This is a genomic window from Marinomonas gallaica (assembly GCF_049821165.1).
Taxonomy (GTDB): domain Bacteria; phylum Pseudomonadota; class Gammaproteobacteria; order Pseudomonadales; family Marinomonadaceae; genus Marinomonas; species Marinomonas gallaica.
Genome location: NZ_CP187511.1, coordinates 2,312,889 through 2,338,034 on the forward strand (window position 1 = coordinate 2,312,889; position 25,146 = coordinate 2,338,034).

Annotated in this window: 21 protein-coding genes; 18 read left to right on the forward strand and 3 right to left on the reverse strand. The window is 45.6% G+C overall.

Annotated elements, in window-relative coordinates:
* The first annotated feature begins 120 nt into the window (after positions 1-120).
* The 3 genes from ACPUEK_RS10885 to catA all read left to right on the forward strand — a co-directional run bounded on the left by ACPUEK_RS10885 (position 121) and on the right by catA (position 2,542).
* Entirely contained in the window at positions 121-1,239 is a 1,119-nt protein-coding gene (locus tag ACPUEK_RS10885; protein ID WP_425640751.1) for a muconate/chloromuconate family cycloisomerase, read from the forward strand.
* Positions 1,240-1,275: 36 nt separating this feature from the next.
* Positions 1,276-1,554 carry a muconolactone Delta-isomerase gene (gene catC, locus ACPUEK_RS10890; protein WP_425640752.1) on the forward strand — a complete coding sequence of 93 codons (279 nt, stop codon included), beginning with the start codon at positions 1,276-1,278 and terminating at the stop codon, positions 1,552-1,554.
* A 70-nt stretch (positions 1,555-1,624) separates the two neighbouring features.
* On the forward strand, positions 1,625-2,542 hold the full coding sequence (gene catA / locus ACPUEK_RS10895) for a catechol 1,2-dioxygenase (protein ID WP_425640753.1): 918 nt from the start codon (positions 1,625-1,627) through the stop codon (positions 2,540-2,542).
* 409 nt (positions 2,543-2,951) lie between these two features.
* Here catA and ACPUEK_RS10900 read toward each other — a convergent pair whose 3' ends face one another.
* The gene (locus ACPUEK_RS10900; protein ID WP_425640754.1) at positions 2,952-3,338 is read right to left on the reverse strand and encodes a DUF2158 domain-containing protein; all 387 of its coding nucleotides are present in this window, start codon (positions 3,336-3,338) and stop codon (positions 2,952-2,954) included.
* A gap of 582 nt (positions 3,339-3,920) precedes the next feature.
* Positions 3,921-4,583 carry a hypothetical protein gene (locus ACPUEK_RS10905; protein ID WP_425640755.1) on the reverse strand — a complete coding sequence of 221 codons (663 nt, stop codon included), beginning with the start codon at positions 4,581-4,583 and terminating at the stop codon, positions 3,921-3,923.
* 587 nt (positions 4,584-5,170) lie between these two features.
* On the opposite strand from ACPUEK_RS10905, the gene ACPUEK_RS10910 reads away from it, so the two are divergent.
* The 3 genes from ACPUEK_RS10910 (at position 5,171) to ACPUEK_RS10920 (ending at position 8,263) form a co-directional block, all read left to right on the forward strand.
* Entirely contained in the window at positions 5,171-6,115 is a 945-nt protein-coding gene (locus tag ACPUEK_RS10910) for a tripartite tricarboxylate transporter substrate binding protein (protein WP_425640756.1), read from the forward strand.
* A gap of 63 nt (positions 6,116-6,178) precedes the next feature.
* On the forward strand, positions 6,179-6,772 hold the full coding sequence (locus ACPUEK_RS10915) for a hypothetical protein (RefSeq protein ID WP_425640757.1): 594 nt from the start codon (positions 6,179-6,181) through the stop codon (positions 6,770-6,772).
* A gap of 9 nt (positions 6,773-6,781) precedes the next feature.
* Positions 6,782-8,263, forward strand: a complete 1,482-nt coding sequence (locus ACPUEK_RS10920; protein ID WP_425640758.1) for a tripartite tricarboxylate transporter permease — start codon at positions 6,782-6,784, stop codon at positions 8,261-8,263.
* 200 nt (positions 8,264-8,463) lie between these two features.
* Here ACPUEK_RS10920 and ACPUEK_RS10925 read toward each other — a convergent pair whose 3' ends face one another.
* Positions 8,464-9,207 carry an IclR family transcriptional regulator gene (locus tag ACPUEK_RS10925; RefSeq protein ID WP_425640759.1) on the reverse strand — a complete coding sequence of 248 codons (744 nt, stop codon included), beginning with the start codon at positions 9,205-9,207 and terminating at the stop codon, positions 8,464-8,466.
* 468 nt (positions 9,208-9,675) lie between these two features.
* On the opposite strand from ACPUEK_RS10925, the gene ACPUEK_RS10930 reads away from it, so the two are divergent.
* The 12 genes from ACPUEK_RS10930 (at position 9,676) to ACPUEK_RS10985 (ending at position 24,918) form a co-directional block, all read left to right on the forward strand.
* Positions 9,676-11,088, forward strand: coding sequence for an aldehyde dehydrogenase family protein (locus ACPUEK_RS10930; protein ID WP_425640760.1), 1,413 nt, complete (start codon positions 9,676-9,678; stop codon positions 11,086-11,088).
* Positions 11,089-11,614: 526 nt separating this feature from the next.
* On the forward strand, positions 11,615-13,156 hold the full coding sequence (locus tag ACPUEK_RS10935) for an acetolactate synthase large subunit (protein WP_425640761.1): 1,542 nt from the start codon (positions 11,615-11,617) through the stop codon (positions 13,154-13,156).
* Positions 13,157-13,172: 16 nt separating this feature from the next.
* A complete protein-coding gene (locus ACPUEK_RS10940) occupies positions 13,173-14,660 on the forward strand; it encodes an aldehyde dehydrogenase family protein (protein WP_425640762.1) in 1,488 nt (495 codons plus the stop codon).
* Positions 14,661-14,678: 18 nt separating this feature from the next.
* Positions 14,679-15,473 carry an SDR family NAD(P)-dependent oxidoreductase gene (locus ACPUEK_RS10945; protein ID WP_425640763.1) on the forward strand — a complete coding sequence of 265 codons (795 nt, stop codon included), beginning with the start codon at positions 14,679-14,681 and terminating at the stop codon, positions 15,471-15,473.
* Between the two features lie 11 nt (positions 15,474-15,484).
* Positions 15,485-16,519 (forward strand): WD40/YVTN/BNR-like repeat-containing protein, encoded by a 1,035-nt coding sequence (locus tag ACPUEK_RS10950; RefSeq protein ID WP_425640764.1) that lies wholly within the window; start codon positions 15,485-15,487, stop codon positions 16,517-16,519.
* Positions 16,520-16,549: 30 nt separating this feature from the next.
* A complete protein-coding gene (locus ACPUEK_RS10955; protein ID WP_425640765.1) occupies positions 16,550-17,008 on the forward strand; it encodes a VOC family protein in 459 nt (152 codons plus the stop codon).
* Between the two features lie 17 nt (positions 17,009-17,025).
* On the forward strand, positions 17,026-17,628 hold the full coding sequence (locus tag ACPUEK_RS10960; RefSeq protein ID WP_425640766.1) for an amino acid synthesis family protein: 603 nt from the start codon (positions 17,026-17,028) through the stop codon (positions 17,626-17,628).
* Between the two features lie 39 nt (positions 17,629-17,667).
* A complete protein-coding gene (locus tag ACPUEK_RS10965) occupies positions 17,668-18,513 on the forward strand; it encodes an alpha/beta fold hydrolase (protein ID WP_425640767.1) in 846 nt (281 codons plus the stop codon).
* Positions 18,514-18,526: 13 nt separating this feature from the next.
* A complete protein-coding gene (locus ACPUEK_RS10970; protein ID WP_425640768.1) occupies positions 18,527-20,140 on the forward strand; it encodes a bifunctional 3-(3-hydroxy-phenyl)propionate/3-hydroxycinnamic acid hydroxylase in 1,614 nt (537 codons plus the stop codon).
* A 32-nt stretch (positions 20,141-20,172) separates the two neighbouring features.
* On the forward strand, positions 20,173-20,934 hold the full coding sequence (locus tag ACPUEK_RS10975; RefSeq protein WP_425640769.1) for a 2-keto-4-pentenoate hydratase: 762 nt from the start codon (positions 20,173-20,175) through the stop codon (positions 20,932-20,934).
* Positions 20,935-21,220: 286 nt separating this feature from the next.
* Positions 21,221-22,651, forward strand: a complete 1,431-nt coding sequence (locus ACPUEK_RS10980) for an aldehyde dehydrogenase family protein (RefSeq protein ID WP_425640770.1) — start codon at positions 21,221-21,223, stop codon at positions 22,649-22,651.
* Between the two features lie 161 nt (positions 22,652-22,812).
* Positions 22,813-24,918 (forward strand): methyl-accepting chemotaxis protein, encoded by a 2,106-nt coding sequence (locus tag ACPUEK_RS10985; RefSeq protein WP_425640771.1) that lies wholly within the window; start codon positions 22,813-22,815, stop codon positions 24,916-24,918.
* Positions 24,919-25,146: the final 228 nt, after the last annotated feature.

A 25,146-nucleotide genomic window follows, 5' to 3' on the forward strand; every position in this document is an offset into this window, starting at 1 on the left:
TTAGTAAAGTGAAAATTCTCAGCAATACTTTAAAGGTATCTCGCGCAACTAATTTGATATTTGTACGCCGTTTTGCGGGGGTCTATCGTAAATAAAACAATAAGACGGACACACCTTAGCATGACATCGAAAATCACTCATATTGAAACAATGCTTGTGGACATTCCCACAATCCGACCACATAAACTTTCCATGACGTCCATGGCAGTTCAAACCATGGTCATTGTCCGTGTTAAGGATGATCAGGGTCGTGAAGGGTTAGGTGAGGGGACGACGATTGGTGGATTGGCTTATGGTCCTGAAAGCCCAGAAAGCATCAAAACAAACATCGATGCTTACTTAGCTCCCTTACTTATCGATCAGCCTCTCCACAGTATTAAACTGCTTATCCAGCGCTTAAACATGTCTGTGCGTGGCAACATGATTGCTAAATCTGCACTCCAGACTGCACTGTTAGATTTACAGGGCAAGCACTTAAATGTGCCGGTGTCTACATTACTCGGTGGGGCTATTCACCAACACATTCCTTGTCTCTGGGTGTTGGCGTCTGGTGACACGGACAAAGACATTGCCGAAGCCAAACAATTGATCGCCAGCGGTCGCCACTGTGATTTTAAATTAAAAATTGGTTCTCGACACGTTGCTGACGATGTGGCGCATGTTGCTGCGATCAAATCTGCTTTGGGTAATCGTGCAAGCGTACGCGTTGACGTCAACCAAGCTTGGGATGAGTCGACGGCCACCAAAGGGATGGCGGCGCTTCAAGAGGCGGGTGTGGACTTAGTTGAGCAACCCACCCCTGCGAAAGAATGGGATGCCTTAGCGAGATTATCGCAAAAATTTAACATTCCTATTTTAGCGGACGAAGGGGTCTCCGATGCGTCAGATGTGTATCAGCTGGCACAACGAGGTTTTAATGGCGCGATTGCCCTTAAAATCGCTAAATCAGGCGGACCCATCGAAGCGTTACAGGCTGCGACGGTTTCTTCCTCAGCGGGCTTAGAAGTCTACGGCGGAACTCTTTTAGAGGGGTCGATTGGCACAGCGGTCTCGATTCATGCTTGGTCTACTTTACCGAAACTGCATTGGGGGAGTGAGATGTTTGGTCCTCTTCTATTGCAAGATGACATTATCAAGCAGCCTCTTCGCTATCACAACAACGGGGTCGATGTGCCGAATGTTCCAGGTCTAGGCATTGAGATTGACGAAGAAAAACTGGCGCTTTATCGACGTAAATAATTCAGCACAAATGCTAATCAATATGAGGAAATAAACATGCTTTTTAAAGTTGAGATGACAGTAAATATTCCTAAGGATCTACCCGCTGCAGAAGTGGAAGCGATCAAGCTTAAGGAGAAAAAGTATTCTCAAGAACTGCAAGAAGCCGGTATCTGGGTGCATTTGTGGCGTGTCGTTGGTCAGTACTCAAATGTCAGTATTTTTGATGTCAAAGATAATGACTATTTGCATGAGATTCTAACGCGTCTTCCTTTGTATCCATATATGACGATGGAAGTCACGGCTCTGTGCCATCACCCATCGTCTATCAAGTAACTCTAACGTTTTAAAACAAAAACAAAACTTAATAATAGTGCTCGACAGCACTCTAAGCGGAGAGATTAAGATGACTGTTAAAACAATTCAAACAGAAGCAGTACAAACATTATTGAAAAAAGTGGCTGGCTTGGATAAAGACCAAGGCAATCCGCGGATGAAAGAAATCGTTTATCGTCTAGTTTCCGATCTTTACAAAATGATCGAAGACCTAGATATTACGCCTGATGAGTTTTGGGAAGGTGTGCATTATTTGAATGACCTTGGCACCACAAAAGAAGCTGTGTTGCTTGCGCCAGGTCTAGGTTTTGACCACTTTTTAGATATTCGTGAGGACGCTAAAGATGAGGCGGCAGGTCTAGCCGGTGGTACACCTCGTACGATTGAAGGTCCTCTGTATGTAGAGAATGCCCCTATCTCAGAAGGTGAAACTCGTATGGACGATGGTCAGTCACCAGGTCAAGGTATGTGGCTTCACGGTAAAGTGCTTGATGAAGAGGGTAACCCTGTAGCAGGAGCGGTGGTTGATCTTTGGCACGCAGACTCTAAAGGCGGTTACTCTTACTTTGACCCAACGCAAAGTGAATTTAATCTACGTCGTCGAGTGATTACAGATGCTGACGGTTGCTACCGTGCTCGCAGTATCGTACCAAACGGTTACGGCGTTCCACCAGAAGGTAACACCATCAAGGTACTTCAAAGCCTTGGCCGTCATGGTAACCGTCCTGCTCACATTCATTACTTTGTCTCTAAACCAGGCTACAAACACCTAACAACACAGATCAACTTGGCGGGTGATGCATACACTTACGATGATTTCGCTTTTGCGACACGCGATGAATTGGTCGTGGAGTCAACGTCTAAGAATGACAAAGCTCACGGTTTCGATAGCGAATATTTAGAGGTTGAATTCAACATTGAAATTCTTAAAACAGACAATGCAGAATTAGAAGACAAACATGCCCGTGCTCGAGCATCTGTTGCGTAATCTTTGATTCGCCTTTAGCTCGCTCATTTTAAAAACCCTATGATCATCATAGGGTTTTTTTTGAATAATACGAAGCGATTGAATAGAGTGTATAAGCGGTGTTTCTCTGTTTGTCGGCAACTGACAGTAAACGAAAATTTTCGGTTGGTCGTGATCTTTACCGTGGGGGATAGGTTTGAGCGACGCCGTTCAGTTGATGCAGGCTGCATAAGGGTCACTTGATGACAGGTATGCTCCATACAAAGACTGTCGTTGATGATGGGAAAATCGTTCTTGAATGATGCGCGATTCATTCCTGTCAGACAATGTGGCTAAGATGCCAAGTTTTATGACACCATCGATACGCGAAGACAGCTCACAGTAAACACGTCATAGCACTTGGCCTAAAATGTCCTACTACTAATGCGAACTAAAAATCGTCGATTCGGTGCTTTCTTAAGGTTTCAAGGCGTCTTAAAACATCCCTTTTTATGTCTGATCGATGAAATACGTGATGATCATCAAACCATGAACAAACATAAGATTGTCCGTCCGCACTGGCCACCTCAATGATCATTTTGGGGCCGCCCCAAACTAATTTCACTTTCTCACCTTTGTGCAAAGCTTCTTCATCGCATCTAATCGTCTCAACAAATTTAAGTGTCTCCGGTATAAAAGAGTTGATCTGTAAGCGATTGACATCATCAAACCAAATACAACGGTAAAATTCAGGGTACGAAGATACACTTTCTACTACTAATTTAGGGCCATTTTCTGAGTATCTGACAATGTCCCCAACGTTAAAACTATCATTCATTGTCTTCTCCCAATACGTAAAAAAGGGCTAATCAGCCCTTTTAGTAACGGATGCGCTGCTCCTGATATCGGCTTTCTTTTTATAAAGACCTTAAGTATACCGTCTGGCATCGTCTATACCAACGTAGTTGACGGAACTGAGTTGGCTTAGACGGAATCGACTCAGGATATCTCAGTACTGTGGCCATTCAGGTACGAAACAATCTTGCCCAAACGCTTTCTAGTTCACTCTCTAAGGTTGTTCAGTGCGTTAAAAAAGGAGCTGAGCCGCTTACCGTTTGATGGCCGTCACTCAGTTATTGACCATCGATTTTTCTATTTTAACAGATGATGAACCCCTAAAAAGTAGTCATGCCCCAATTTTCTTGCAAACGCTTTCTATACTTAGGAAAGATTATTCCAGCCGTTTGCCGCGCAAAACTAAGACAAATATCGCGGCGTATTCCGCGATGAGTCTTAAGGTATTCCTGAAAACGTACTGATTCTTCGCTTCGCTATTTATGCGCCATTTGAACAAAAAAAAACCAGCAAACCGAGGGTTATACTGGCTGAGCGAAAGTTTTTAGGTGGAAGCAGGGTGATCTTAAAGTTGCTCGAATGGATTAGAAAATGGGTTAATGATGAGGTAAGTCTTGAAAAATTTGTCTGCGTTAAGGTGTTCTAGAGCAGTACTTTCGCCAAGGCCTTGATCGATTACGTTTCGATCAGCAACGGTTGTCCAAGCAATCATTTCCAAAGCCATGCCACCTAAGAGCAGATTAGTGAATTCATCAAGACTCTCAAATGCGTGTCTGCCGTTAAGGAGTTTGCCTTTGAATAGTCGGCTCTCAAAGTGCGTACGGATGAGTGGCTCTTCGTATTGAGCAGGTTTTAGCCGCTCTTCATACTTAAATGTGTAATGCTCTATCTTCTCAATAACTCTACTCACCTCATTTAAGGTCTTAACATCCTCTAAGCTCTCGTTTGATGACACCGTGGTGAATGCTTCTGCTCTAACGTTCTTTCGCTTATTGAGAGGAAAGATGTTGAGCACGTGAAGGGCCGCTGGCGACTCCATCAAAAGGCGTTTTGTTCTCAGTTCCCCTCCCGTTAGAGAAGATGGCCTGTCCTGAAAGGTAATCAATGTTTCAAGATGGTCACGATTAGAGAAGCCTGACATGCGAATATCATCCTTATACAGATGACGGTATATCTGTACTTTGGTGTCAATGCATTGAGGCAAGTTAGTGACATTCGCTCTAATCATGTCTGGCTCTGGTGGCTGTTGAAAATAAAAGCTTCTCTTTACTGACTGGCTATCGCCTCGTCACAATTGAGGCGAACCATAACCCACTTGAAAGTGATCTTAAATCTCACAATACGATAAAAATATATTTTTTAAAAGCGTATTTTTCTAACTTTAATCAAATTTCTCCGTTTTAGCTTGGCAGGCGATGACATCCTATGATGTTCGTATTGAGGTGTCATGAAGAGGGGATTTTTTTATGAAAAAGGTCGAGCTGACATAAATAAGGAGAAACACTATTTTTCTACTAATATGAAGTTTAGGTAATCGTCCTGACTATTTGAGGAATAAAAATGCAAAACTGTATGGGGGGCTGAGGTTGTTTTTTGCGGCCGATATCAGAGTATAAAATCAAGGAGTTATGAATATCTAGTCTCTAAATGTGATAATAAATTAAATTTTATTGGTTTTTTTTGTTGTTTTTGCCTCCTTTATTCTCTATTTTTAAATCAGGTGCTTTTCTAAAAAACGAGATGAACGACTCAGTAGACCTTTTTTTAGACCGTTATTTGTCAGATTTTTACTTATTTCTTAGTTAGGAGAATGATATGAAAAAAGTTACAAAGTTGTTAACGAGTGGGCTTTTACTGGGCGCAACATTACTATCACCGCTTGCTATGGCGGAATATCCCCAGCGCCCCGTTAAGTTTATCGTGCCTTGGCCTCCGGGGGATCTTGAGGACGTGTTAACTCGAATCATCGCTGAAGAGATGACAAAAGAAACGGGTAAGCCGGCAACGGTGGTTAACAAACCGGGCGGTAGTGCTGTCGTGGGCGCAACTGAGGTATCAATCGCAAAACCTGATGGTTTGACGATTGGTTCTTTTGTGAATGACTTACTAACAATCAAAATACTGTCAAAAAGCGTCCCTTGGGATGCTGATACGTTTGAACCTGTCGGTATTTTCTTAGATTATCCCTTTGTTTTAGCAACAAAAGGTGATGCTCCGTACGACAATATGGCTGAGCTAGCGACGTACTCTCAGTCAAACAATGTTTCCCTAGGCCACTTTGGTTACCAAGCTGGCCCGACGGCGATGACTTTCCAAGCAGCGGAACGCTTAGGCATTAATTTTTCGTCAAATGCGCCTTTTGATGCGACCGACTGTTCAGTCTTAGCAAACGGAGATGCAGATGTTATCAACACCACTACGCAACTTATCTTATCTTGTCTTAAATCTGGTGACGCTAAAATCCTAACGAGTTTCACGTCCAGTCGAATCAGCTTAGCGCCGGAGGTGCCAACGTTGGATGAAATCGCCGGTATTCCTTTAACCTCTTGGAATGGGTTATTTGTTCCAAAAGGAACGCCTGAAGAAATCAAACAACGGATCGCAAGCATTGCTAAAGCGGCATTACAATCTCAACGAGTCAAAGACATTGCTCAAGAGACGGGGGCCGTCGTGTATTGGATTGGTGCAGAAGATGCTAAAAAACGCATTGAAGAAGAAACGTTCTTAAGCCACCAGCTACTTAAATATCTTCAGCAATAAATAAGAGAAAAATAATAAGAAAGACGTGCCCTAGAGATCTTCTAGGGTGCGCGGGAGATCATTATGAGAGTAGGTGCAGTTATGGGCAGTAAATTTTTTCTAAGTGCGAAATGTGATGAAATGACTGATGAAATGAGAGAGCAGTCAAAGACTCAGCCTTTCTATTTCACTTTCTTTTGCTGCTGTTCTGTTCTTTTGTATTTCATTACAGATGAAGTCAGAATCTTCACAGACAAGGGTTGGTATCTACAACCAGTACTTGGGCCTGCCATTGGCTTATCAATAATGACATTAATGTCCTTCATTAAAACCATTCAGGGCATCGCTTTTATCAAGCATGTTTCTCTATCTAGTTTTTTGCATTACATCGCTCAAGTGGTATCGATTCATCGGATTACTTTTTGGGCTATAGGTGCTTTCTACGTATATATACATCTGTTAAGTCTGATTGGCTTTTTGCCATCTAACTTAGTTTTGCTGATGTTTATGTTATTCATTACGAAAAAACTTAATCGCTATTGGGCACTCATTGCGAGTGCTGTGGCGATTGGAATTGTGGTGATCTTTCGTGTCGTGGTGGGTCTCTGGATGGATGATGTTTGGCTATACAGCTTGTTGCCTGATGCGGCAGCTGATTTCTGTAATATGTATTTATAGGCCACTATTATGTTCGACTCGATTCTTTTAGGTTTAAATGAGGTCGCCCATTTAAATGTTATTTTGGCGATTGTTTTAGGCGCAATTATAGGCATTACAATCGGTTCTATTCCAGGTTTAGAGCCGGCGGGTGTCATTGCCATATTATTGCCGCTTAGTTTTACCTTAGAGCCTTTAGCTGGCGTCATGTTGTTGGTTGGTGTTTATGGTGGCGCGTGGTATGGCGGTGCCATACCGGCCATTTTAATGAACACCCCCGGAACCCCAGTAGCCGTATTAACCACCTATGATGGTTATCCTATGGCGCAGCGCGGAGAGGGTAAACGAGCCTTATCCATTGCTTATACATCTTCGTTTGTGGGCGGCATCATCAGTGTAGCTTCTTTGGTCTTTTTAGCCCCCATTTTAGCCAAAGTTGCCACCAATTTTGGCTCGCCGGAGTTTGCCATGTTAGCCATGTTGGGCATGGTATTTGTTGTATTAGCTCATGGTAAGCATGTCTTTTCAGCCGCAATGATGCTTGGCTTTGGTATCTTTCTGGGATCCATTGGCTTAGATCGATCATTTAATACACCGGTCTATACTTTTGGCGAGACTTGGCTCTTAGGTGGGGTTCCTTTGGTACCTGCCGTGATAGGGTTGTTTGCAATGTCACAGGCTTTCATCTTGTTGTCTAACAAAGGTCCAGACAGTTTTGAAACAAAACTCGAAGGAACAGGGTACTTTGGCGGTTTTATAGATGTACTACGCCATAAAGTTGTTGTGATACGTTCCGCTGTATTAGGTGTCTTTATGGGGCTACTGCCTGGTGTGGGTGAGTTTGGATCGCAATTCTTCTCTTATACTCTTGCGCAAAAGTTCTCAAAAGATCCTGACAGTTTTGGCAAAGGCAATCCGGCTGGATTAATTGCCTCTGAAACGTCAAATAACGCCGTAACCGCTTCCGTCATGGTACCTTTGCTGGCGTTTGGTATTCCTGCGGATGCATTAATGGCAATGCTACTGGCGGTATTTACGATCCATAATTACACCCCTGGCCCGACGTTATTTGCACAGCGCCCTGAGTTTATTTCTGGTCTTTATATCTCTCTATTCTTAATGAATATTGTTGCTTTCTTCTATCTAACCTTTGCAACACGATGGATGGTCAATCTCACTAAAATAAGTGGAAAATTTATCGGTGCCGTGATTTTAATTCTGGGTTTCTTAGGGAGTTATAGCCAGAATTATCAGGCTTCCGACGCCCTAATCGCACTCTTTTTTGCAGTCATTGGTTATGTCTTGAAGCGGAACGGTATTCCTGGTATCCCAATTATATTAGGCATGGTGTTGGGGCCGGTGTTTTTAACCCGACTTAAACAGTCGATGGGCATTTCAAATGGTGATATGACCATGTTCCTTACCCGTCCTATTAGCCTGATCCTGCTGTCTCTAACCGTTATTACCGTTGTCGTATTTATTATTACTAAGGTAAGACAGATTCGCACATAGGGCGTACCTTCCTTCATTTAAAAACGGAGCGGTGGCTCCGTTTTTAAATGAAGGTTCAAGCCCGTTGAAGCATCAGGGGAGCATTATCTTATTGAGGCCCTGAACATGGATAAGTTTGCAGGGGTATTCGACGGTTAGAGTTCTAAAAAGGCCAGCAAAGGGAGCTGGCCGAAAGGTTACAACGTCTTAAAAAGATCCATTTAAGTGTTGTCCGACTGTGCGCCTTTCTCGATTTTAGCCGTCGCCATCTTAAGGCGCTCGACAACCGCATCAAGTCGGAACAGTTCGAATGAGCTGGTGGCACCGACAAACGCGATACTTCCAAGAATCTCATCATTCTCAAGATTGAAAATAGGGGCTGCAATGCCTGTTAAGCCAAAGTTCAATTCGTCATGAGTAATGCAATAGCCATCTTTACGAATCCGCTTCGCTTCAGAATTAAACTCCTTCCAGGTGATGAGGTGATCCTCGTCAGGTTCAATTTGCTCATCAAAAATTTTCTTCAATCGGCTAGGTTTTTGATTGGCGACTAAGACTTTTGACTGCGCACCTTTGAAGATAGGCAAGGGTCGGCCTCGGCCGAATGCAAAACCGTATTTCTGAATATCAGACTCGATATGAGTATTAATGATGTGGCCATCATAGAACACACTCATATAGACAGTCAGCCCTGTACTTTTGGATAACTCAGCCATGACTTCACGCCCATGAGAAATGAGAGGGTCATGCTGACGCATCATCCAATCTAACTCGATGATACGAGCGCCCAGTGTGTAACTGGTGTCAATACGAGTTAATAAGCCTGCGTCACATAACTCGCGAACATAGCGATAGGCGGTTGCTCGCGAAAGAGACAACTGTTTAGCGATGTCGTCTACATTGATGACTAGTGAACCTGGTCCAAAAATATTTAGGACATTAAGCATTTTATTGAGACTAGACATATCGACTTCTTAATGGGTCCATGGGGGCAAATGTAAGCCTTAGAGTTTTGATTCGTAAAAAATCTAATTGTACACCCTAGAGCTTAGTCGTTTTTAGGAATAAGTTGCACATTCTGAGATTTTTTTAAGAAAACAGGCTCAAGCTCGATCTCAGTAAGGATGGCTTTCGTTATAAATTCTCATAAAGCGGGAATGAGAAATGAATATTTTTAATAAATTCCATATTAAAGTGGTTTATTTATCCTATATTGAGAAATAGTTTTTATTTCAGGTTTACTTTGTTTGTTTCTTGTGCAATAAATCTTACATAGTGAGTTGCAAGCCAATCGCAGCGTTAATGAAATTCAAGCGCATGAAAGGCTAAAGCTTAAGGGCCTAATGCAGATCCCCCACGTGTTAGGTTGATTTCTGATCACGCCATGACGGATTGCGATCTGTGTGGCAAGTAACATTCTGTGGAGATAAGCAATGAACCGTCATTTCAAATGTTTAATAAATGGTGAGTGGATAGAAGGTAATGGCGCACCCTTTGAGGTTAAAAACCCTGCTACGTTTGAAATCGTTGCAACGTGTGCCAACGCGGATACATCACAGCTTGAGCTGGCTGTTGAGGCAGCAGAGGTGGCGTTTAAGAGTTGGTCTACGACCAGTCATCAAATGCGTAAGGAGGCCCTCAATGCAATTGCTGAAGAGATTGAGAGTAGAGCCTCTGACATCGCAAAGCTGATTGTTGAAGAGCAAGGTAAGCCCTTTGAGTTGGCGATGGGTGAGGTGCATGGTGGCCTGGCTTGGTTACGTTATGCCGCTTCACAAGATATTCCTGTAGAAATCGCAGAAGATACTGAAACAAAGCGTATTGAAATTCATCGTAAGCCGTTAGGCGTAGTGGCTTCCATCACGCCTTGGAACTGGCCATTTATGATTGCTATTTGGCACATTATTCCAGCGCTTCGTGCAGGTAACACCGTTATAAATAAGCCATCGAGTTTAACGCCGCTTAGTACGATCACCTTAATTGAAATTATGAACAAGCATTTGCCAAAAGGGGTCGTCAACGTCATTACCGGACAAAAGGGCATTGGTAGTGGTATGACGTCCCATTCAAAGATTAATAAGGTGGTATTTACTGGCTCCACCCCTACTGGCCAATCTGTTATGCGCAATGCTGCGGATAATTTGAAGCGTCTAACCCTTGAACTGGGTGGAAACGATGCGGCAATCGTATTGAAAGGAACTGACGTGGCAAAAGTAGCCCCTGCTATTTTTGGGGCGGCGTTTCTCAACATGGGCCAGACTTGTGGTGCCATTAAGCGGCTCTATGTTCATGAAAGTATCTATGAGGACATGTGTGCCGCCATGGTCGCTATAGCGAATGATCAAGTGGTTGGCAATGGCTTAGATGAAGGTGTGAATTTTGGTCCAGTACAAAATCAAGACCAACTAACGTTTGTATCAGACTTAGTGAATGCGGCTAAGCAAGGTGGCGCAACTGTATTAACCGGCGGTAAACCCTTGCAAGGCGTCGGGTATTTCTATCCGCCAACGATTGTGGCGGATATCTCCAATGAGGCCGCCTTGGTACAAGAAGAGCAGTTTGGTCCAGCTTTGCCCATTATTAAGTTTACGAATGTAGATGCTGCCATTGAGATGGCAAATGGTGTTGAGGTTGGCCTGGATGCATCGGTTTGGGGGCCAGATACCGCGGAAGCAGGTGTAATCGCTGAACGTTTGGAGTGCGGCACGACATTTGTGAATGCGCATGCGCAGATTCAGCCAAACATTCCGATGGGCGGTTGTAAAATGTCTGGTTTCGGTGTTGAGTTTGGTGATGAAGGGCTTTTAGAGTTTACTTCCCTTCAAGTTAAACATATCCAAAAATAGCTCTACGGTTGCTCAAAGAGCAGTTTTCTTTCAAGAAGATGGCTAGCTTTCCTCTGAGCATGAATGTTAAGATTCTTTCTATCTAATGGTTTCTCAAATTATGATAAACCATTAGATAGCAACTTCCTGTCAGTGTTCTTTGTTACGCCCACTCATCTCGCTGAGTCCTCCAAGGGATGAGAAAGTCACTTCACAATCCCCTTTCTAAGAGCGCTAAGTCAGCTTCTTAAAGAAAGATATCGCATTCCTTTACGATATCTCGTGTTCATAGAATCGCTTTAGTCAACCACAAACTCTACGTCTTTAGACGTTACCCAACCCCAATACTCCCTATGAACACGTGGCAGGTGAATTAATCACTAATTTATCAAAATGTGAGATTAAATTTTAATAATGTCGATTTATTATGAAATTTTAAAAATTAATCTTAAATTGCGTGATAAAAGAGGGTTTTTCAAAGGTCTTAGGTTGACAAAATATAACTTGTCGCATAATGTGAGAATAAGTCAAATAAAGAGGTTCTTCTATGAATGGTGCAGAAGCAATTATAAAAGCCGCAGTCGACTCGGGTGTTGAGTACTGTTTCGCAAATCCAGGTACGACTGAAATGCCGTTTGTAGCTGCTATGGACAGCGAGCCTAAGTTTCGGCCTATTCTCAGTATGTTTGAAGGGGTATGTACTGGTGCCGCCGATGGTTATGGTCGAGTTTCTGGCCGCCCGGCGTTGACGTTGACCCACTTAGGTCCTGGTTTTGCAAATGGAATTGCAAATTTACACAACGCACGTAGAGCAAATAGCCCTATCGTAAATTTGGTGGGTGATCATGCGTCTTGGCATGTGAATTATGATCCACCGCTGGCGAGTGACATCGAGTCATTGGCTCGCCCTGTGTCTTCTTTTTTTCGTGTTACAAAATCCGCTGATCGTATGGTTGAAGATTTTGATGCGGCCATGCGCTCTGCTTGGCAGCCGTCTGGATCCATTTCTACGCTAGTGCTTCCCATGGATTTGCAAGCAAAAGAGTTGACTTGTGGCAGCCCTAAAATGGCGATTAAACCCCCTAAACGTCATTTCAAAGTGGATGCCGTAGAAGCCGTTGCTGAACGCATCAAATCAGGTAAGCGTCTGGTCTTCATTGTTGGAGACAATGGTCTTAGTGAGCAAGGCTTGAAGGCGGCAGGCCGGGTGGGCCAATTACCGGGCATTAAAATGTTTGCCGAAACGTTTCCGCGTATTTCACACCGTGGTGGCGGTTTGCCGGACTTAGATCGCTTGCCCTATTTCCCTGAGAAAGCGATTGAAGTACTAGAGCAGTTCGACGAGGTCGTGTGTGCGGGTGTGGTTGAGCCCATCTCTTATTTTGGTTACGAAGGGCTACCATCAAGATTGGCGGAAGTTGATCGTTTGGTGACACTCGCTGAAGTTGGTGAAGACGTTTCTGGCGCGATGGTGGCACTGGCTGAGTTGCTGAATGCTCCCGCTCATAAAGACCTAACTGGCACCATTGAATTGCCGAAAGGTGAAGACGCGTTATCTCCCATGTCTATTGGTAAAGTAGTGGCAAGTAGCCTACCAGAGGACTGCATTGTTTCTGTCGAGGGTGGCACATGTGGCTACCCATTCTTCACAGAGTCTGCACTGTCCAATCGTCATCGAGTGATCACTAATACAGGGGGAGCGATCGGTCAAGGTTTGCCTGCAGGTTTCGGAGCAGCATTGGCCGAACCTGGCAATGCGGTGGTGTGTTTGCAGTCGGATGGCAGTGCTCAATACACCATACAGACCCTTTGGAGCATCGCGCGCGAAAACCTGCCAGTCGTGATTCTCATTGCCGCTAATCATAAATATAACATTCTACAGAACGAGTTACGCCGCTATGGGGTTACGGAGTTCGGTGCTAACTCCGTTGCGTTGACGGTGCTGGATAAACCGCGTGTCGATTGGCTTGCGTTAGCCAAAGGCTATGGTGTTGAAGCCGTGCGTGTGGAAACAAATGCTGAGTTAGCACATGCCTTTAAAGCGGCTTGTGATGCCAAAGCCCCCCGTCTCATTGAAATGTCTTTGTGAGGTTATGAGCATGACTATGGAATTGTTTCACGACGTAAAACGTTTTTTAGAGAACCCTAAGCGCCTATTTATTGGTGGTGAATGGGTGGATGCGCAAGCAGGCAAAAGTTTCACAGTTGAGAATCCCGCGACGACTCAGACGATTGCCTGTGTTGCAGACGCTCAATCAGAGGATGTGGATCGTGCTGTTCAGGCAGCTCGAAGCGCATTAGAGGGGGAGTGGGGTCGAGTCTCCGCCGCCGAGCGAACCCGGTTAATGCTTCGCTTAGCCGATCTCATTGAAGAAGATGCCGAAAATTTGGGCCAACTGATTTCTCTTGAAAACGGCAAACCCTATAGTAATGCTAAAAATGGTGAAGTAGTGATCACCGCCAGTATTATTCGTTATTTTGCTGGCTGGCCTTCAAAAATCGAAGGCAGCACCATACCCGTATCACCGCGTTCAGGCGAACGCATGTTGAATTATACGGTTAAGGAGCCTGTGGGGGTCTGTGCCTTGATCGTGCCGTGGAACTTTCCGCTTTCAATGTGTGCTTGGAAATTGGGCCCGGCTTTAGCAACAGGCTGTGCCTCTATTTTGAAACCGGCTGAGCAAACCCCGCTGTCCGCATTACGTTTAGCAGAATTGATCAAGCGCGCAGGCTTCCCTGCGGGTGTTGTGAATGTTCTGACCGGATTTGGAGCTGGCGCAGGCGCGCCCTTAGCGGCCCATTCTGATGTGGATAAAATCGCTTTTACAGGGTCGACAAATGTGGGGCGTATGATCGCGCAAAGCGCGGCTGGAAACATGAAAAAAGTATCCCTCGAGCTTGGGGGGAAATCACCGAATATCATTTTACCTGATGCAAATATCATCAAAGCGGCGAAGGGCGCGGCCGATGGTATTTTCTATAATCAAGGGCAAGTCTGTACCGCTGCTTCCCGTCTCTATGTCCATGACAGTGTCTTAGATCAAACTTTAGAAGAACTGCGAAAACATGCGGCTGATCACGTCGTCGGCCCAGGTCTTGATCCGCGCTCCACCATGGGGCCGTTGGTCTCTTCTGCGCAATTCAATATCGTGAAAGGGTATGTTGATAGTGCGGTATCTGAAGGCGCTGAATTGGTGTGTGGTGGTCAGAAACCCAGTCAGTTGGGGGATGGGTACTTTATGTCTCCGACTGTTTTCTTAGATCGACAAGAACAAGCACGTATCGCTCGCGAAGAAATTTTTGGTCCTGTTGTGACCGTTATGAGCTGGTCGGATGTGGATGAATTGGTGCATCGGGCCAACGATACGCCTTTTGGCTTAGCCGCCGGTCTTTGGACCAATGATCTTACTCAAGCTCACTCCATCGCCAGTCGTTTGAAAGCGGGATCAATATGGATTAATTGCTGGAATGTGGTGGATCCTGCTTCACCATTCGGTGGGTACAAACAATCCGGTTGGGGCAGAGAAATGGGTAAAAACGTCATTGATGCATATACAGAAACCAAAAGTGTTTTTGTCAATTTAGGTGAGTAGTCAGTAGAGGGCTAGAGTATGAATTTAGAGCTAAAAGGTAAAGTTGCTATCGTAACAGGTGGTGGTATGGGCATTGGCAAAGATGTTGCCTTGTTCCTAGCGCAAGAAGGCTGTGATGTTGTCATCTGTTCTCGCACGCTTTCCGTGCTAGAGCAGACGGCAGAAGAGATCTCCGCGGCGACAGGTCGACGGATTCTTCCTGTCACATGCGATACCACGGACATGGATTCCGTTGAGGCCATGGTGGCAACTACGGCTAAAGAATTTGGTCGCATTGATATCTTGGTCAATGGTGCCGCAGCGCCGTCTGGTGTCGTTCGTAACTCCATCGAGTTTGCTAACGATTACGAATTACTTGGTGATTTAGACACCAAAGTGATCGGCTACTTCCGCTGTGCAAAGGCCGTGACACCGTACATGAAAAAACAAGGTTTCGGCCGTATTGTCAACATCGGTGGTTTAACGGGCCGTAGCAGTAAAGTCATGTCCGGTATGCGCAATCTTGCGATTGTTCATATGACCAAAAACCTTTCTGATCAATTGGGCCCTTATGGCATTACTTGTAACATCATTCACCCAGGTGTGGTGGATACGCCTCACATACAAGAGCTGTACGAGCGTGAAGGGAAGTTACAAAACAAGACGCCTGAAGAAGTGGAGCAGGGTTACATCGATGTGACGCCGATTCGTCGAACCTTAGCCCCGGTTGAAATTGCTTATTTGATTGCTTTCTTGGTGTCACCAAAAGCCGGTGCTGTAACGGGTGAATCCATCGGAATTGATGGTGGTTTAACTCGCGGAATATTCATTTAGGAGGCAGAACCATGAGCGGAACAATCTTAGTTTCAACCGTGGGACAAGCGGTTATTAAAAGCTCTGATAAGGGCCACACTTGGCATCGTCTTGGACTCGGGCAAGACATTGAGTTTGACGCCATCACTCGTTCTTTGGATGTCGATCCTCGTGACCCAAAAGTGGTGTACATTGGCACCGACAACGGCTTATGTGTCAGTCATGATGCCGGTGCAAAGTGGGTTCAAGTTGAGTCACCTTTTGTGGGGCAAACGGTTTGGAAAGTGGCCGTGGATCCAAATGATTCAAACCGAATTTTCGTCGGTACGGGTGCCCCTTCACGAGCGGTACTTTGGCGCACCAAAGATGCGGGTAAAACTTGGGATCGAGCTCCGGTTAACATTCCTGAGTTTTGTGCGGGTGTCAGTAAGCCTCGTCTATTAGCTTTTGCCTTCGATCCCACTGATCGCAATAAGCTTTGGTTTGGATTGGAAGAAGGTGGTTTATTTAAGAGTGAAGACGGTGGTGATTCATGGGAGCGGATCGATGATCGTCTACTGTGGGACTTCAATTCAGATATCCACACCATTCAAGTCATGCCCAACAAGGGTGAGAAAGTCATAGTGGTCGTGTGTGTAAATGCCGTTTACCGAAGTTTTGATGATGGAGCGACATGGGAAGGTGTGATCGCTAAAGAAGCCTTTGGATTGTATTACGCCCGTTCTACCGCTGTGCCAATGAACACTCAAAGCACCCTTTATTTAAGTGTGTCAGACGGTACGCCCGGTACGACCAGCCAAATCTATGTTTCACATGATGCCGCCGCATCATGGCAACTCTTGCCTTTCCCTGTGCAACCCAACTCTTGCGTTTGGGGGATACATGTTAACCCGTCTAACGCCAATCAAGTCGTAGCCGGTACCAAGTATGGCCATTTATTCACCAGTGAAAATGGGGGTCTTTCTTGGAAGAAAGAGTGGCGCGAGTTCAGTGAAATAGCCGATGTTTTATGGACACCAGCTGAAGCGGTCATTGAGGCTGCACACGTCTCTGTCATCGAAAAATAGCCTGTTCGCTCAATGAAGGTAGGTAACACCATGAAGCCAAAAATCAATCGAACCCATCTCTCTCTGTTTGTAAAAGACCCTGCTGTTTCAGCAGCGTGGTATCAGGATGTCCTGTCAATGGATATCAATGCCCGTAATGGTGATGAATGGATCATGATGAGCTTTGGTCAGAAGCACCATGATATTGCTTTGATTCGGGCGCCCGAAGGCGCCGTGCAAGGCGGAATTGGATTGCAACATTATGGCATGGAAATCGAAGGTGACTTGACCACACTGCGTCAGCTGTACGGCATGCTACTGAGCAAAAACGTACCCATCGTTAAAATCACCGATCATGAGGTTGGACTGGGGTTGTACTTCGAGGATCTGGATGGCAATCGCCTTGAGTTTTTCCTAGAAACAGAACACGACGATGAAGTCGGTAAGCAACGATTTAAAGCCACTGACGCACCTAGCCGTCCATTCCAACTGGACCCAATTTTTGAATAATTTTTTAAGGATACACCATGAAAGACGCTAATTTTGGCCCGTACCATATTCGTAAATGGTTTTATCACTACGAAGAAACGCTTGCGAATGAAACGGGCAAGCTGGCCGATGGTCAACCCGTGAAAAAGTACGTCATTGCCGCCGCTGTCCATAACCCACTTGCCAATACCTACTCTGAGGACTTGTCCTCTCTGATTGAGCATTCTCCAGAATTAGGAAAAGAGTTCGGTCGACGGATCAAAGAAATTGCAGGCGAGAATGACATTGTCAGCTACGGCAAGGCGGTGCTGGTGGGCGTATTTGGTGAATATGAGCATGGCAATGCATTTTTAACCAATCCCGCAGCCGATCCGGTTCGCCACGCGCTTGGGGGCGGTAAGTCTTGGGTGCCATCAACAGGCAAAGTCGGGGCTCCCGGCGCCATCATTGATGTGCCTTTGGCGCACAAAGACGCGCTCTATGTTCGCTCACATTACGATGCGATTGCGGTGTCGTTTAACGATGCTCCTCGTAATGATGAAATTTTAGTCATTTGGTCCTTTGCAACGCGCGGCCGTTTACATGCGCGTCTAGGTGGGTTAGAGGCGAAAGATGTGAAAGGAGAAAATGGCCTAGTGTAGGGCCATTTTGAATCGGACTTTTTGATAGGGGCAAAAATCATGACAATGTCTAGCAGCCATTCATTTTTCACCTGTGATGGCCTCAACTTACATTACCTTAAGTGGGGAAATGGCAACGTCCCCATCGTCTTGCTTCATGGTCTTCGTGGTTTTGCACAGACTTGGCAGGACTTAGTGAATGCATTAGGTAGGAACTATACGTGCTACGCGTTGGATCAACGAGGTCGCGGAGACAGTGATTGGGGTCCCGCACAGAGTTATAACGCGGACACCTACGTAAAAGATCTAACTCAGTTCGTTGATCATCTAAAGCTCGATCGCTTTGTCCTGATTGGGCACTCGTTAGGTGGTCAAAATGCCATCGAATTTATGCGTCGATACCCCGATCGAGTGGCGGCATTAGTCATTGAAGACATTGGTCCGGGCTCTTCAAAAAAAGGTGCGGGCGCTGAACGCATCCGTCGTGAAATGCGGAATACACCTTCAACGTTTGATTCATGGGAAGAAGCAAAAGCTTTCTGGACGCAATCCCGTCCAAACTTAACCGAACACGCTCTGCAAGCACGTATGAAGCATTCGTTCTTGGAAAAGGACGGTAAGGTAAGGTGGAAACATGATCAAAAAGGTATTGCAGAAGCACGACTGAGCATTGAACCGATTGATTTATGGCCCGCTTTCAAAGCTATCAATTGTCCTACTCTATTGGTGAAGGGCGGCAATTCTGATTTTTTATCCCCTCAAACCGTGAGTGAGATTATGGCCTTCAACAAGCACGTTGTTCAGACCGTTCAGATAGAAGGGGCCAGTCACTACGTTCATGATGATCAGCCCGAAAAATTTAACGAATCAGTGGTTCAGTTCGTGACAAAGGTTGTTACAGATTAGAGGTCATTCCAAAATGAAAACAATAAAAACCGACGTTGTCATAATTGGTGGCGGCCCAAACGGCGTGACATTAGCCAATTATTTGGGCATGTACAACATTAATACCGTCTTACTTGAAGCATCTAAAGACATTCTTCCTTACCCCAGAGCGGTGGGAATGGATGACGAAGCCTTGCGTGTTTTGCAAGGGGTTGACTTAGCTGACGTCGCAGCGAAAGATATGATTGCGAACGTTCCTCTGCGGTACTACAACGCTCGGGGCGTTTGTTTTGCCGAAGTGAAGCCGAAGGCCGCCGAATACGGATGGCCGATGCGCAATATGTTTATGCAGCAGCTTCTGGAAGTGACCTTGCGTGAAGGCTTAAGTCGTTTCAAGTCTGTGGACTTACGTCTAGGCCATTCAATGACCAGCATTAAGGAAGATTGCGATCAGGTTGTACTGATGGTGACCGGTCCCTCGGGTGAAGAATATCGTCTTGAAGCCGGTTATGCAGTTGGAGCAGATGGCGGTCGTTCAGAAATCCGTAAGCAGGCCAATATTGGCTTCTCAGGACTCACGCACCCCGCAAAATGGGTGGTCGTAGACGCCGCGAATGATACTCTGGATGCACCTTTCACCGCGTTACACGGTGACCCCGTCAGACCGTTCGTCTGCATTTATTTACCTTATCAACACCGTCGTTGGGAATTCATGTTATTCCCCCATGAGAAAGAAGAAGACCTCTGCCAAGAAGACGTCATTCGCGGTCTCATTCGACGTCACATCGGCGACAAAGTAGATAACTTAGACATCGTGCGCATTCGGGCTTATACGCATAACTCCCGTGTCGCAGATACCTTTGTAAAAGGGCGAGTCTTACTGTGTGGTGACGCCGCGCATATTACGCCACCGTGGGCAGGTCAGGGGCTGAACTCAGGCATTCGCGATGTGGTGAACATCGGCTGGAAAATGGCCGCGGTAGTTAAAGGGCTTGCCTCCCCCAAAATTTTACAAAGCTATGATGAAGAACGTCGTGGACATGCGACGGATTTGGTCGGCTTGGCCGACAACATGGGGGCAATTCTTGGAATGACCAACCCTATTATGGCTGGCATTCGTGATTGGATGTTTAAAGCAACCGATTCTGTTGACAGTCTGCGTGAGCATTTAGTGGAGTTCAAATTCAAGCCAAAAGCTCACATCGTCAAAGGGATTGTTTACCACGAAAGTGACGACGTCTATGAAGATTCATTAGTGGGAAAATTGTTCATTCAACCTGACGTTGAAACCGCTGCAGGCAAAAAAGAGAAACTGGATACGGTGTTAGGAAATTGGTTTTCCATCGTCGGCTATCGCATCAATCCTACGGAACACATGTCTGAGGAAAACCTCGCGTTTTGGAACGAGATGCAAACACAATATGTACAAGCCAACCCGTCTCGCAGTGGCCTAAGTCATGGTCAACGACTGGCGGCATCCGACTGCGTCAGCGTTGAGGACAGCGATAACAAGTTAGCCGATTGGTTCGGTCATGCACGCGACAAAATTGTCATCATTCGTCCAGATCGATTTGTAGCAGGGCTAACGTCTCCAAAGCGGTTAAATGAAGTTTTGGATGAATTGCGTGCCAAATTGACAGAGCACTGATTAGGTTCAGATGAGTGTATGAGGAGAGTGCATTGAAAGAACACGCTGTTGCTAAAAGGCTTATAAAAGCACGACGTGAGGCGGTCGCCGTACCATTGACGGACGATGTGTCAAACGAAAGTATCGATTTCAGTTACCAAGTACAAAAAGCTGTGATCACATTGAATGAACAAGATCAAAATGGTTTGACGGGCTGGAAAGTGGCGCTTTCGAGCAAACCCGCGCTAACGCGTTTTTCACTGCAAGAGCCAATCTATGCGCCTTTGTTTCATTCGAATGCGCTTACTGGGGTATTGTCTAAAGACCGCGTCATAGCCCCTAAAATTGAGTCAGAGATTGCCTTTATTTTGGGGGCGGACTTGACCGACAGCCATGTCTCCGATGAGCAAATCATCGCTGCCATTAAATGGATGGTACCTGCTATTGAAGTGGCTGACTGCCGTTTTCAAAACTGGAAATTCGATATCAATCATTTTGTTGCCGATGGGGCCGCGGCAGGATTTTACCAATTAGGTAATTGCGTCAGCTTTGACCCTAAAGCATTTGATTCATCGGATTTTTCATGTCAGCTCGTGTCCGATGATCGTTGTGAAACGGGCTCGCTATCGAATGTGTTAGACGGTCCATTAGGGTCAATGCTGCGCCTGGTTCGAGGAGTATTGGATACGTTCGGAAGCGTAAAAGCTGACCAAGTGTTTTTGAGTGGTTCGCTGACGACACCAATGGATATGGTTGTGGATACCACCTACCGCCTACATTTACTGGGTCAAACGACGGAGCTGATCTATCGATAGCGTCATAACAGAGAGATGAACGTATGGGCTGATCATTTGGAAGGCGATTAATCTTAGTGCAATCGTCAGTGCTTTAAGTGCAGGGAGGCATAAAGCGGTATTTCTGATCGTGCCCATCATCACCCATCCGTACTGTATTGCAAGAACCTCTATTTAAAGTTAAGAGTCTGAATCCAATTGGTGCAGAATTCGCTACGCCATTTTTCTCACCGTTTGATCCGTCACCGCCTGGTTTTGAGTATCTTCGCTACACCCAATTATTCATTCTAAGAAAGAGATTAATGTCATGCTTAAGTCCTGTTATCCCTTCTATTTGGCTAATGAACCCGTTTATGACAATACCGATTTGTCGGTTCTGAATAAATTCTCTAATGAGGTGGCGACTCAGGTCGCGATGGCCAATACTGCGCACATTGATATGGCCATCGCAGCGGCAGAGCGCGCGACCAAGGACATGCGAGCCTTGCCTTCTTATAAGCGCCAAGCAATTTTGCAATACTGTGTGACGCGTTTTGAAGAACGTTTTGAAGAGTTAGCGAATGCTTTGTGCATTGAAGCGGGTAAACCAATTAAAGACGCCCGAGGGGAAGTGACGCGTTTGATTGATACGTTTCAAATTGCTGCAGAAGAAGCAACTCGAATCTACGGTGAAGTCATTCCAATGGACATTTCGCCACGAGCCGATGGGTATCAGGGCATGTGGAAGCGAGTGCCCATTGGCCCATGTTCATTTATTTCCCCGTTTAATTTTCCGCTGAATTTGGCCGCCCATAAAATAGCGCCCGCCATCGCCGCTGGTTGCCCATTTATTTTAAAGCCCGCGAGTTTAACGCCTGTGAGCGCTTTGATTGTCGGTGAGATTTTAGCGGAGACAGAGTTGCCGAAAGGAGGATTTTCGATTCTACCGTGTCATCGAGAGGGCGCAGATTTGTTTACGACCGACGAGCGCTTAAAGCTACTCAGTTTTACGGGCTCGCCTGATGTGGGCTGGGCACTTAAAGCCAAAGCTGGGAAAAAACCGGTTGTCCTTGAGCTAGGGGGCAACGCGGCTTGCATTGTTGATGAAGGGACCGATGTAGAAGATGCCGTTCAGCGTATCGTGTTCGGAGCGTACTATCAGTCCGGTCAAAGTTGCATCAGTGTTCAACGCATTCTTGTACATGAGTCCTTGTATGAAGAGGTCAAACAGCGCCTCAGTAAAGCTGTAAAAGCGTTGGTGTCAGGTGACCCGCTTAATGAAAACACCTTTATTGGGCCCATGATTAGCGAAAAAGAAGCTGCACGATTGCACCGGTGGATAAAAGAAGCGGTTGCTAACGGAGCCAGCGTATTAGCGGGAGGAGACCGACAGGGGGCTCTGCTTGATGCCACGCTTTTGGAGAATGTCACGGCCACGGATTCGCTATCATGCCAAGAGGCATTTGGTCCTGTGGCTATTTTATCGTCTTTTACGGCTTTCGACGAAGCCTTAGAAGACGTCAATAACTCTGCCTTTGGCCTACAAGCCGGTGTTTTTACAAAAGATATTTACAAAGCGTATCGGGCTTGGGATGAACTTGAAGTGGGTGGGGTTGTGATTGGTGATGTGCCATCTTGGCGCGTGGATCACATGCCTTATGGTGGTGTCAAAGACAGTGGGCTGGGCCGTGAAGGCGTTCGCTTTGCCATTGAAGACATGACCGAAATGAGGCTTATGGTGTTGCGTCAAACCTCTTAAATCATTACAAAATTGATACAGTATGTTTTTTAGTCAATGGTAATGTTGATAGGGTATAAAAATTTTTATGACTGTCTTATTCAGAAATTTCTATTGTTTGAAACGTTCTCTAATTTTAAGCATAGGTTCTGTTATCACAATAAATCACTCGAGGTAGACTGATGTCAAAATTAAGTATCAGGTTAAAACTGGTTGTTATCACTGGTATTTTCTTTGCTTGTTTAATAGGGATACTGATTTTCCTGTCAGCCAATGCCATCCAGTCCTTGAGTGATTTTTCCACCAATGAGTTAAAACTTTACCAAGAAGATCAGGCTGGTTTATCCCTTGAAGCCGCCGCGAGCGAAGTGCAATCAGAAGTCTCAAGTTACCTAGGTCATACTGCGGCCGTAGTGTCGGGCTTTGCTAAGGTACTTACGGACACCGCGATCAATAATGGCGGTACCCCCATTGCTCGCCAACAAGTCAAAAACATGACGTTGTCTTTGCTCTTAAGCTCTCATAACATGGATGCGCTGTACTCTCAATTCGAAGCCAATGGTTACGATGGTAAAGATAAAGAATACCTGGGTACGGGGGACCATACCTCGTCAGTGGGCACTTTAGATACTTATTGGTTAAAGGCAGATGGGGGGGAGCTCGTTTACAGTGCTGGTCAACCAGAAACGAAATACCTCCAAGACAAAGATGAAAACGGTGTTCGTACTTCTGAATGGTATCTGTGTTCGATGGACACCAAGAATACCTGTTTATTAGACCCCTACCTCTATGAGTTGAGCCCAGGAAATACGGAGCTAATGACTACGTACGCTGCGCCCATATTAGCCGATGGTAAGTTTGCTGGTATGGTGGGTGCGGACATGAATTTGTCTGAGATTCAAAAGAAACTCGCTGAAATCAGTAGTGGCCTATTCGACGGATCGGGTGAAATCACCATCGTCAGTGAAAGGGGCGTAGTGGTTGGATCCACAGAAGATCCGGATGCCATCGGGAAAAATATCAAAAACACGGCACTGATGTTTACGCACGAAAATAAAGGGTTAACCAAAGACGCGCAACAATGGGTTTATAGCGATACCTTGACCATCAATAATGCCCCAAACATTTGGACCGTACATGTTTCTGTGCCCACTTCTGTTTTATTGGCGCCAGTCAGAAAGATGACAGATCAGCTGTCTGATAAAACTCAAAGTTCAATTGCTCTATTTGTCGCGCTAGCCATTGGTCTTTTAGTCATAGGTCTGGTGTTAGTCTTCTTAGTGGTGAACACGGTGACATCCCCTTTGCGGAGCATTGCATTACGAATGGAAAAATTAGCGACAGAAGAGGGTGACTTAACTCAGCGTTTGGACACTCAAAAGCACTTAGAGTTAATGCTTCTTGCACAGGGCTTCAATCAATTCACTGGTAAGTTGCAAGACATGATAACGCGACTGATTCAGCAAAAAGATGTGGTGGCGCATACCAACAGCGAATCGTTAAAAGCAACGGCAATCGCACATCAGTCGACGTTGACTCAAACTGAGCAAATTCACTCAGTGGTCACAGCCGTGACAGAAATGTCCAGTTCAGCTACTGATGTGGCGTCGTTGGCTCGTGATAACGGCCAAGCAGCAACCGAAATCAGTCAGTATTTGACCGAGTCGTTTGAGCTTGTTCAGTCTAATAGAGCTATGGTGGAAGGGCTGGCTGGTCAATTGAATGATGCGAGTAATCAGGTCGCTCAAGTGTCGCAACGGAGTGCTTCGATTAACGGCATTTTAGACACTATTCGAGCGATTGCTGAACAAACGAATTTATTGGCCCTAAACGCTGCCATAGAGGCTGCTCGAGCCGGTGAGCAAGGTAGAGGCTTTGCTGTGGTAGCCGATGAAGTACGTAATTTAGCGGCCCGCACTCAAGAATCAACGGAAGAAGTTGACGAGCTTATTAGAGGCCTGCAACACGATGTTCAATCGGCTGTGGATCTCATTTTGCAAAGCCAAGAGAATGCAAAAGAGACCGTGACCTCATCCATCGAAAGCGCTGAAAAATTAGGGGTGGTCAATGAAAGGGTTGCCAAAATCTCTGACAATACCATCCAAGTGGCTTCGGCGTCTGAGCAGCAGTCTAACGTTGCAGAGGAAATAAACCGAGAGTTGATCAGTATTAACGATTCTTCTGCGAAGCTTAAAGATATTGTTAGTGACCTTGAAGAAAGCAACGTCAATAGCTCAAAAGCGGTAGAGGAGTTAACACAAATTTTATCGCTTCTTAAGGTGAAATAATGTCGTAATGGCTCACTGTTTAGAAGCCCAAGAAGCGATTCAGATGACCCCACTTAGTTAGCGGCGATCTCTTTTAAAGCCCCATCTAGTCAATAGGTGGGGCTTTTTTTGTATGGGTTGAGGGCTTCTATGGAGGTGGGATGACACTTTTAAAGTAATGATTCATGCTACGTTCATCTATATTGAAAGCGATTCTTGCCAAACAAGGAGCGTGTACTCGAGACAAGG

Excerpts from the sequence above, each read along its gene's own strand:
- ACPUEK_RS10950 (WP_425640764.1), top strand. The coding sequence starts at position 15,485 with ATGAGCGGAACAATCTTAGTTTCAACCGTGGGACAAGCGGTTATTAAA.
- ACPUEK_RS10935 (WP_425640761.1), top strand. The coding sequence starts at position 11,615 with ATGAATGGTGCAGAAGCAATTATAAAAGCCGCAGTCGACTCGGGTGTT.
- ACPUEK_RS10930 (WP_425640760.1), top strand. The coding sequence starts at position 9,676 with ATGAACCGTCATTTCAAATGTTTAATAAATGGTGAGTGGATAGAAGGT.
- ACPUEK_RS10955 (WP_425640765.1), top strand. The coding sequence starts at position 16,550 with ATGAAGCCAAAAATCAATCGAACCCATCTCTCTCTGTTTGTAAAAGAC.
- ACPUEK_RS10965 (WP_425640767.1), top strand. The coding sequence starts at position 17,668 with ATGACAATGTCTAGCAGCCATTCATTTTTCACCTGTGATGGCCTCAAC.
- ACPUEK_RS10925 (WP_425640759.1), bottom strand. The coding sequence starts at position 9,207 with ATGTCTAGTCTCAATAAAATGCTTAATGTCCTAAATATTTTTGGACCA.
- ACPUEK_RS10985 (WP_425640771.1), top strand. The coding sequence starts at position 22,813 with ATGTCAAAATTAAGTATCAGGTTAAAACTGGTTGTTATCACTGGTATT.
- ACPUEK_RS10945 (WP_425640763.1), top strand. The coding sequence starts at position 14,679 with ATGAATTTAGAGCTAAAAGGTAAAGTTGCTATCGTAACAGGTGGTGGT.
- ACPUEK_RS10885 (WP_425640751.1), top strand. The coding sequence starts at position 121 with ATGACATCGAAAATCACTCATATTGAAACAATGCTTGTGGACATTCCC.
- ACPUEK_RS10915 (WP_425640757.1), top strand. The coding sequence starts at position 6,179 with ATGAGAGTAGGTGCAGTTATGGGCAGTAAATTTTTTCTAAGTGCGAAA.
- catC (WP_425640752.1), top strand. The coding sequence starts at position 1,276 with ATGCTTTTTAAAGTTGAGATGACAGTAAATATTCCTAAGGATCTACCC.
- ACPUEK_RS10960 (WP_425640766.1), top strand. The coding sequence starts at position 17,026 with ATGAAAGACGCTAATTTTGGCCCGTACCATATTCGTAAATGGTTTTAT.
- ACPUEK_RS10970 (WP_425640768.1), top strand. The coding sequence starts at position 18,527 with ATGAAAACAATAAAAACCGACGTTGTCATAATTGGTGGCGGCCCAAAC.
- ACPUEK_RS10905 (WP_425640755.1), bottom strand. The coding sequence starts at position 4,583 with ATGATTAGAGCGAATGTCACTAACTTGCCTCAATGCATTGACACCAAA.
- catA (WP_425640753.1), top strand. The coding sequence starts at position 1,625 with ATGACTGTTAAAACAATTCAAACAGAAGCAGTACAAACATTATTGAAA.
- ACPUEK_RS10910 (WP_425640756.1), top strand. The coding sequence starts at position 5,171 with ATGAAAAAAGTTACAAAGTTGTTAACGAGTGGGCTTTTACTGGGCGCA.
- ACPUEK_RS10940 (WP_425640762.1), top strand. The coding sequence starts at position 13,173 with ATGGAATTGTTTCACGACGTAAAACGTTTTTTAGAGAACCCTAAGCGC.
- ACPUEK_RS10900 (WP_425640754.1), bottom strand. The coding sequence starts at position 3,338 with ATGAATGATAGTTTTAACGTTGGGGACATTGTCAGATACTCAGAAAAT.
- ACPUEK_RS10980 (WP_425640770.1), top strand. The coding sequence starts at position 21,221 with ATGCTTAAGTCCTGTTATCCCTTCTATTTGGCTAATGAACCCGTTTAT.
- ACPUEK_RS10920 (WP_425640758.1), top strand. The coding sequence starts at position 6,782 with ATGTTCGACTCGATTCTTTTAGGTTTAAATGAGGTCGCCCATTTAAAT.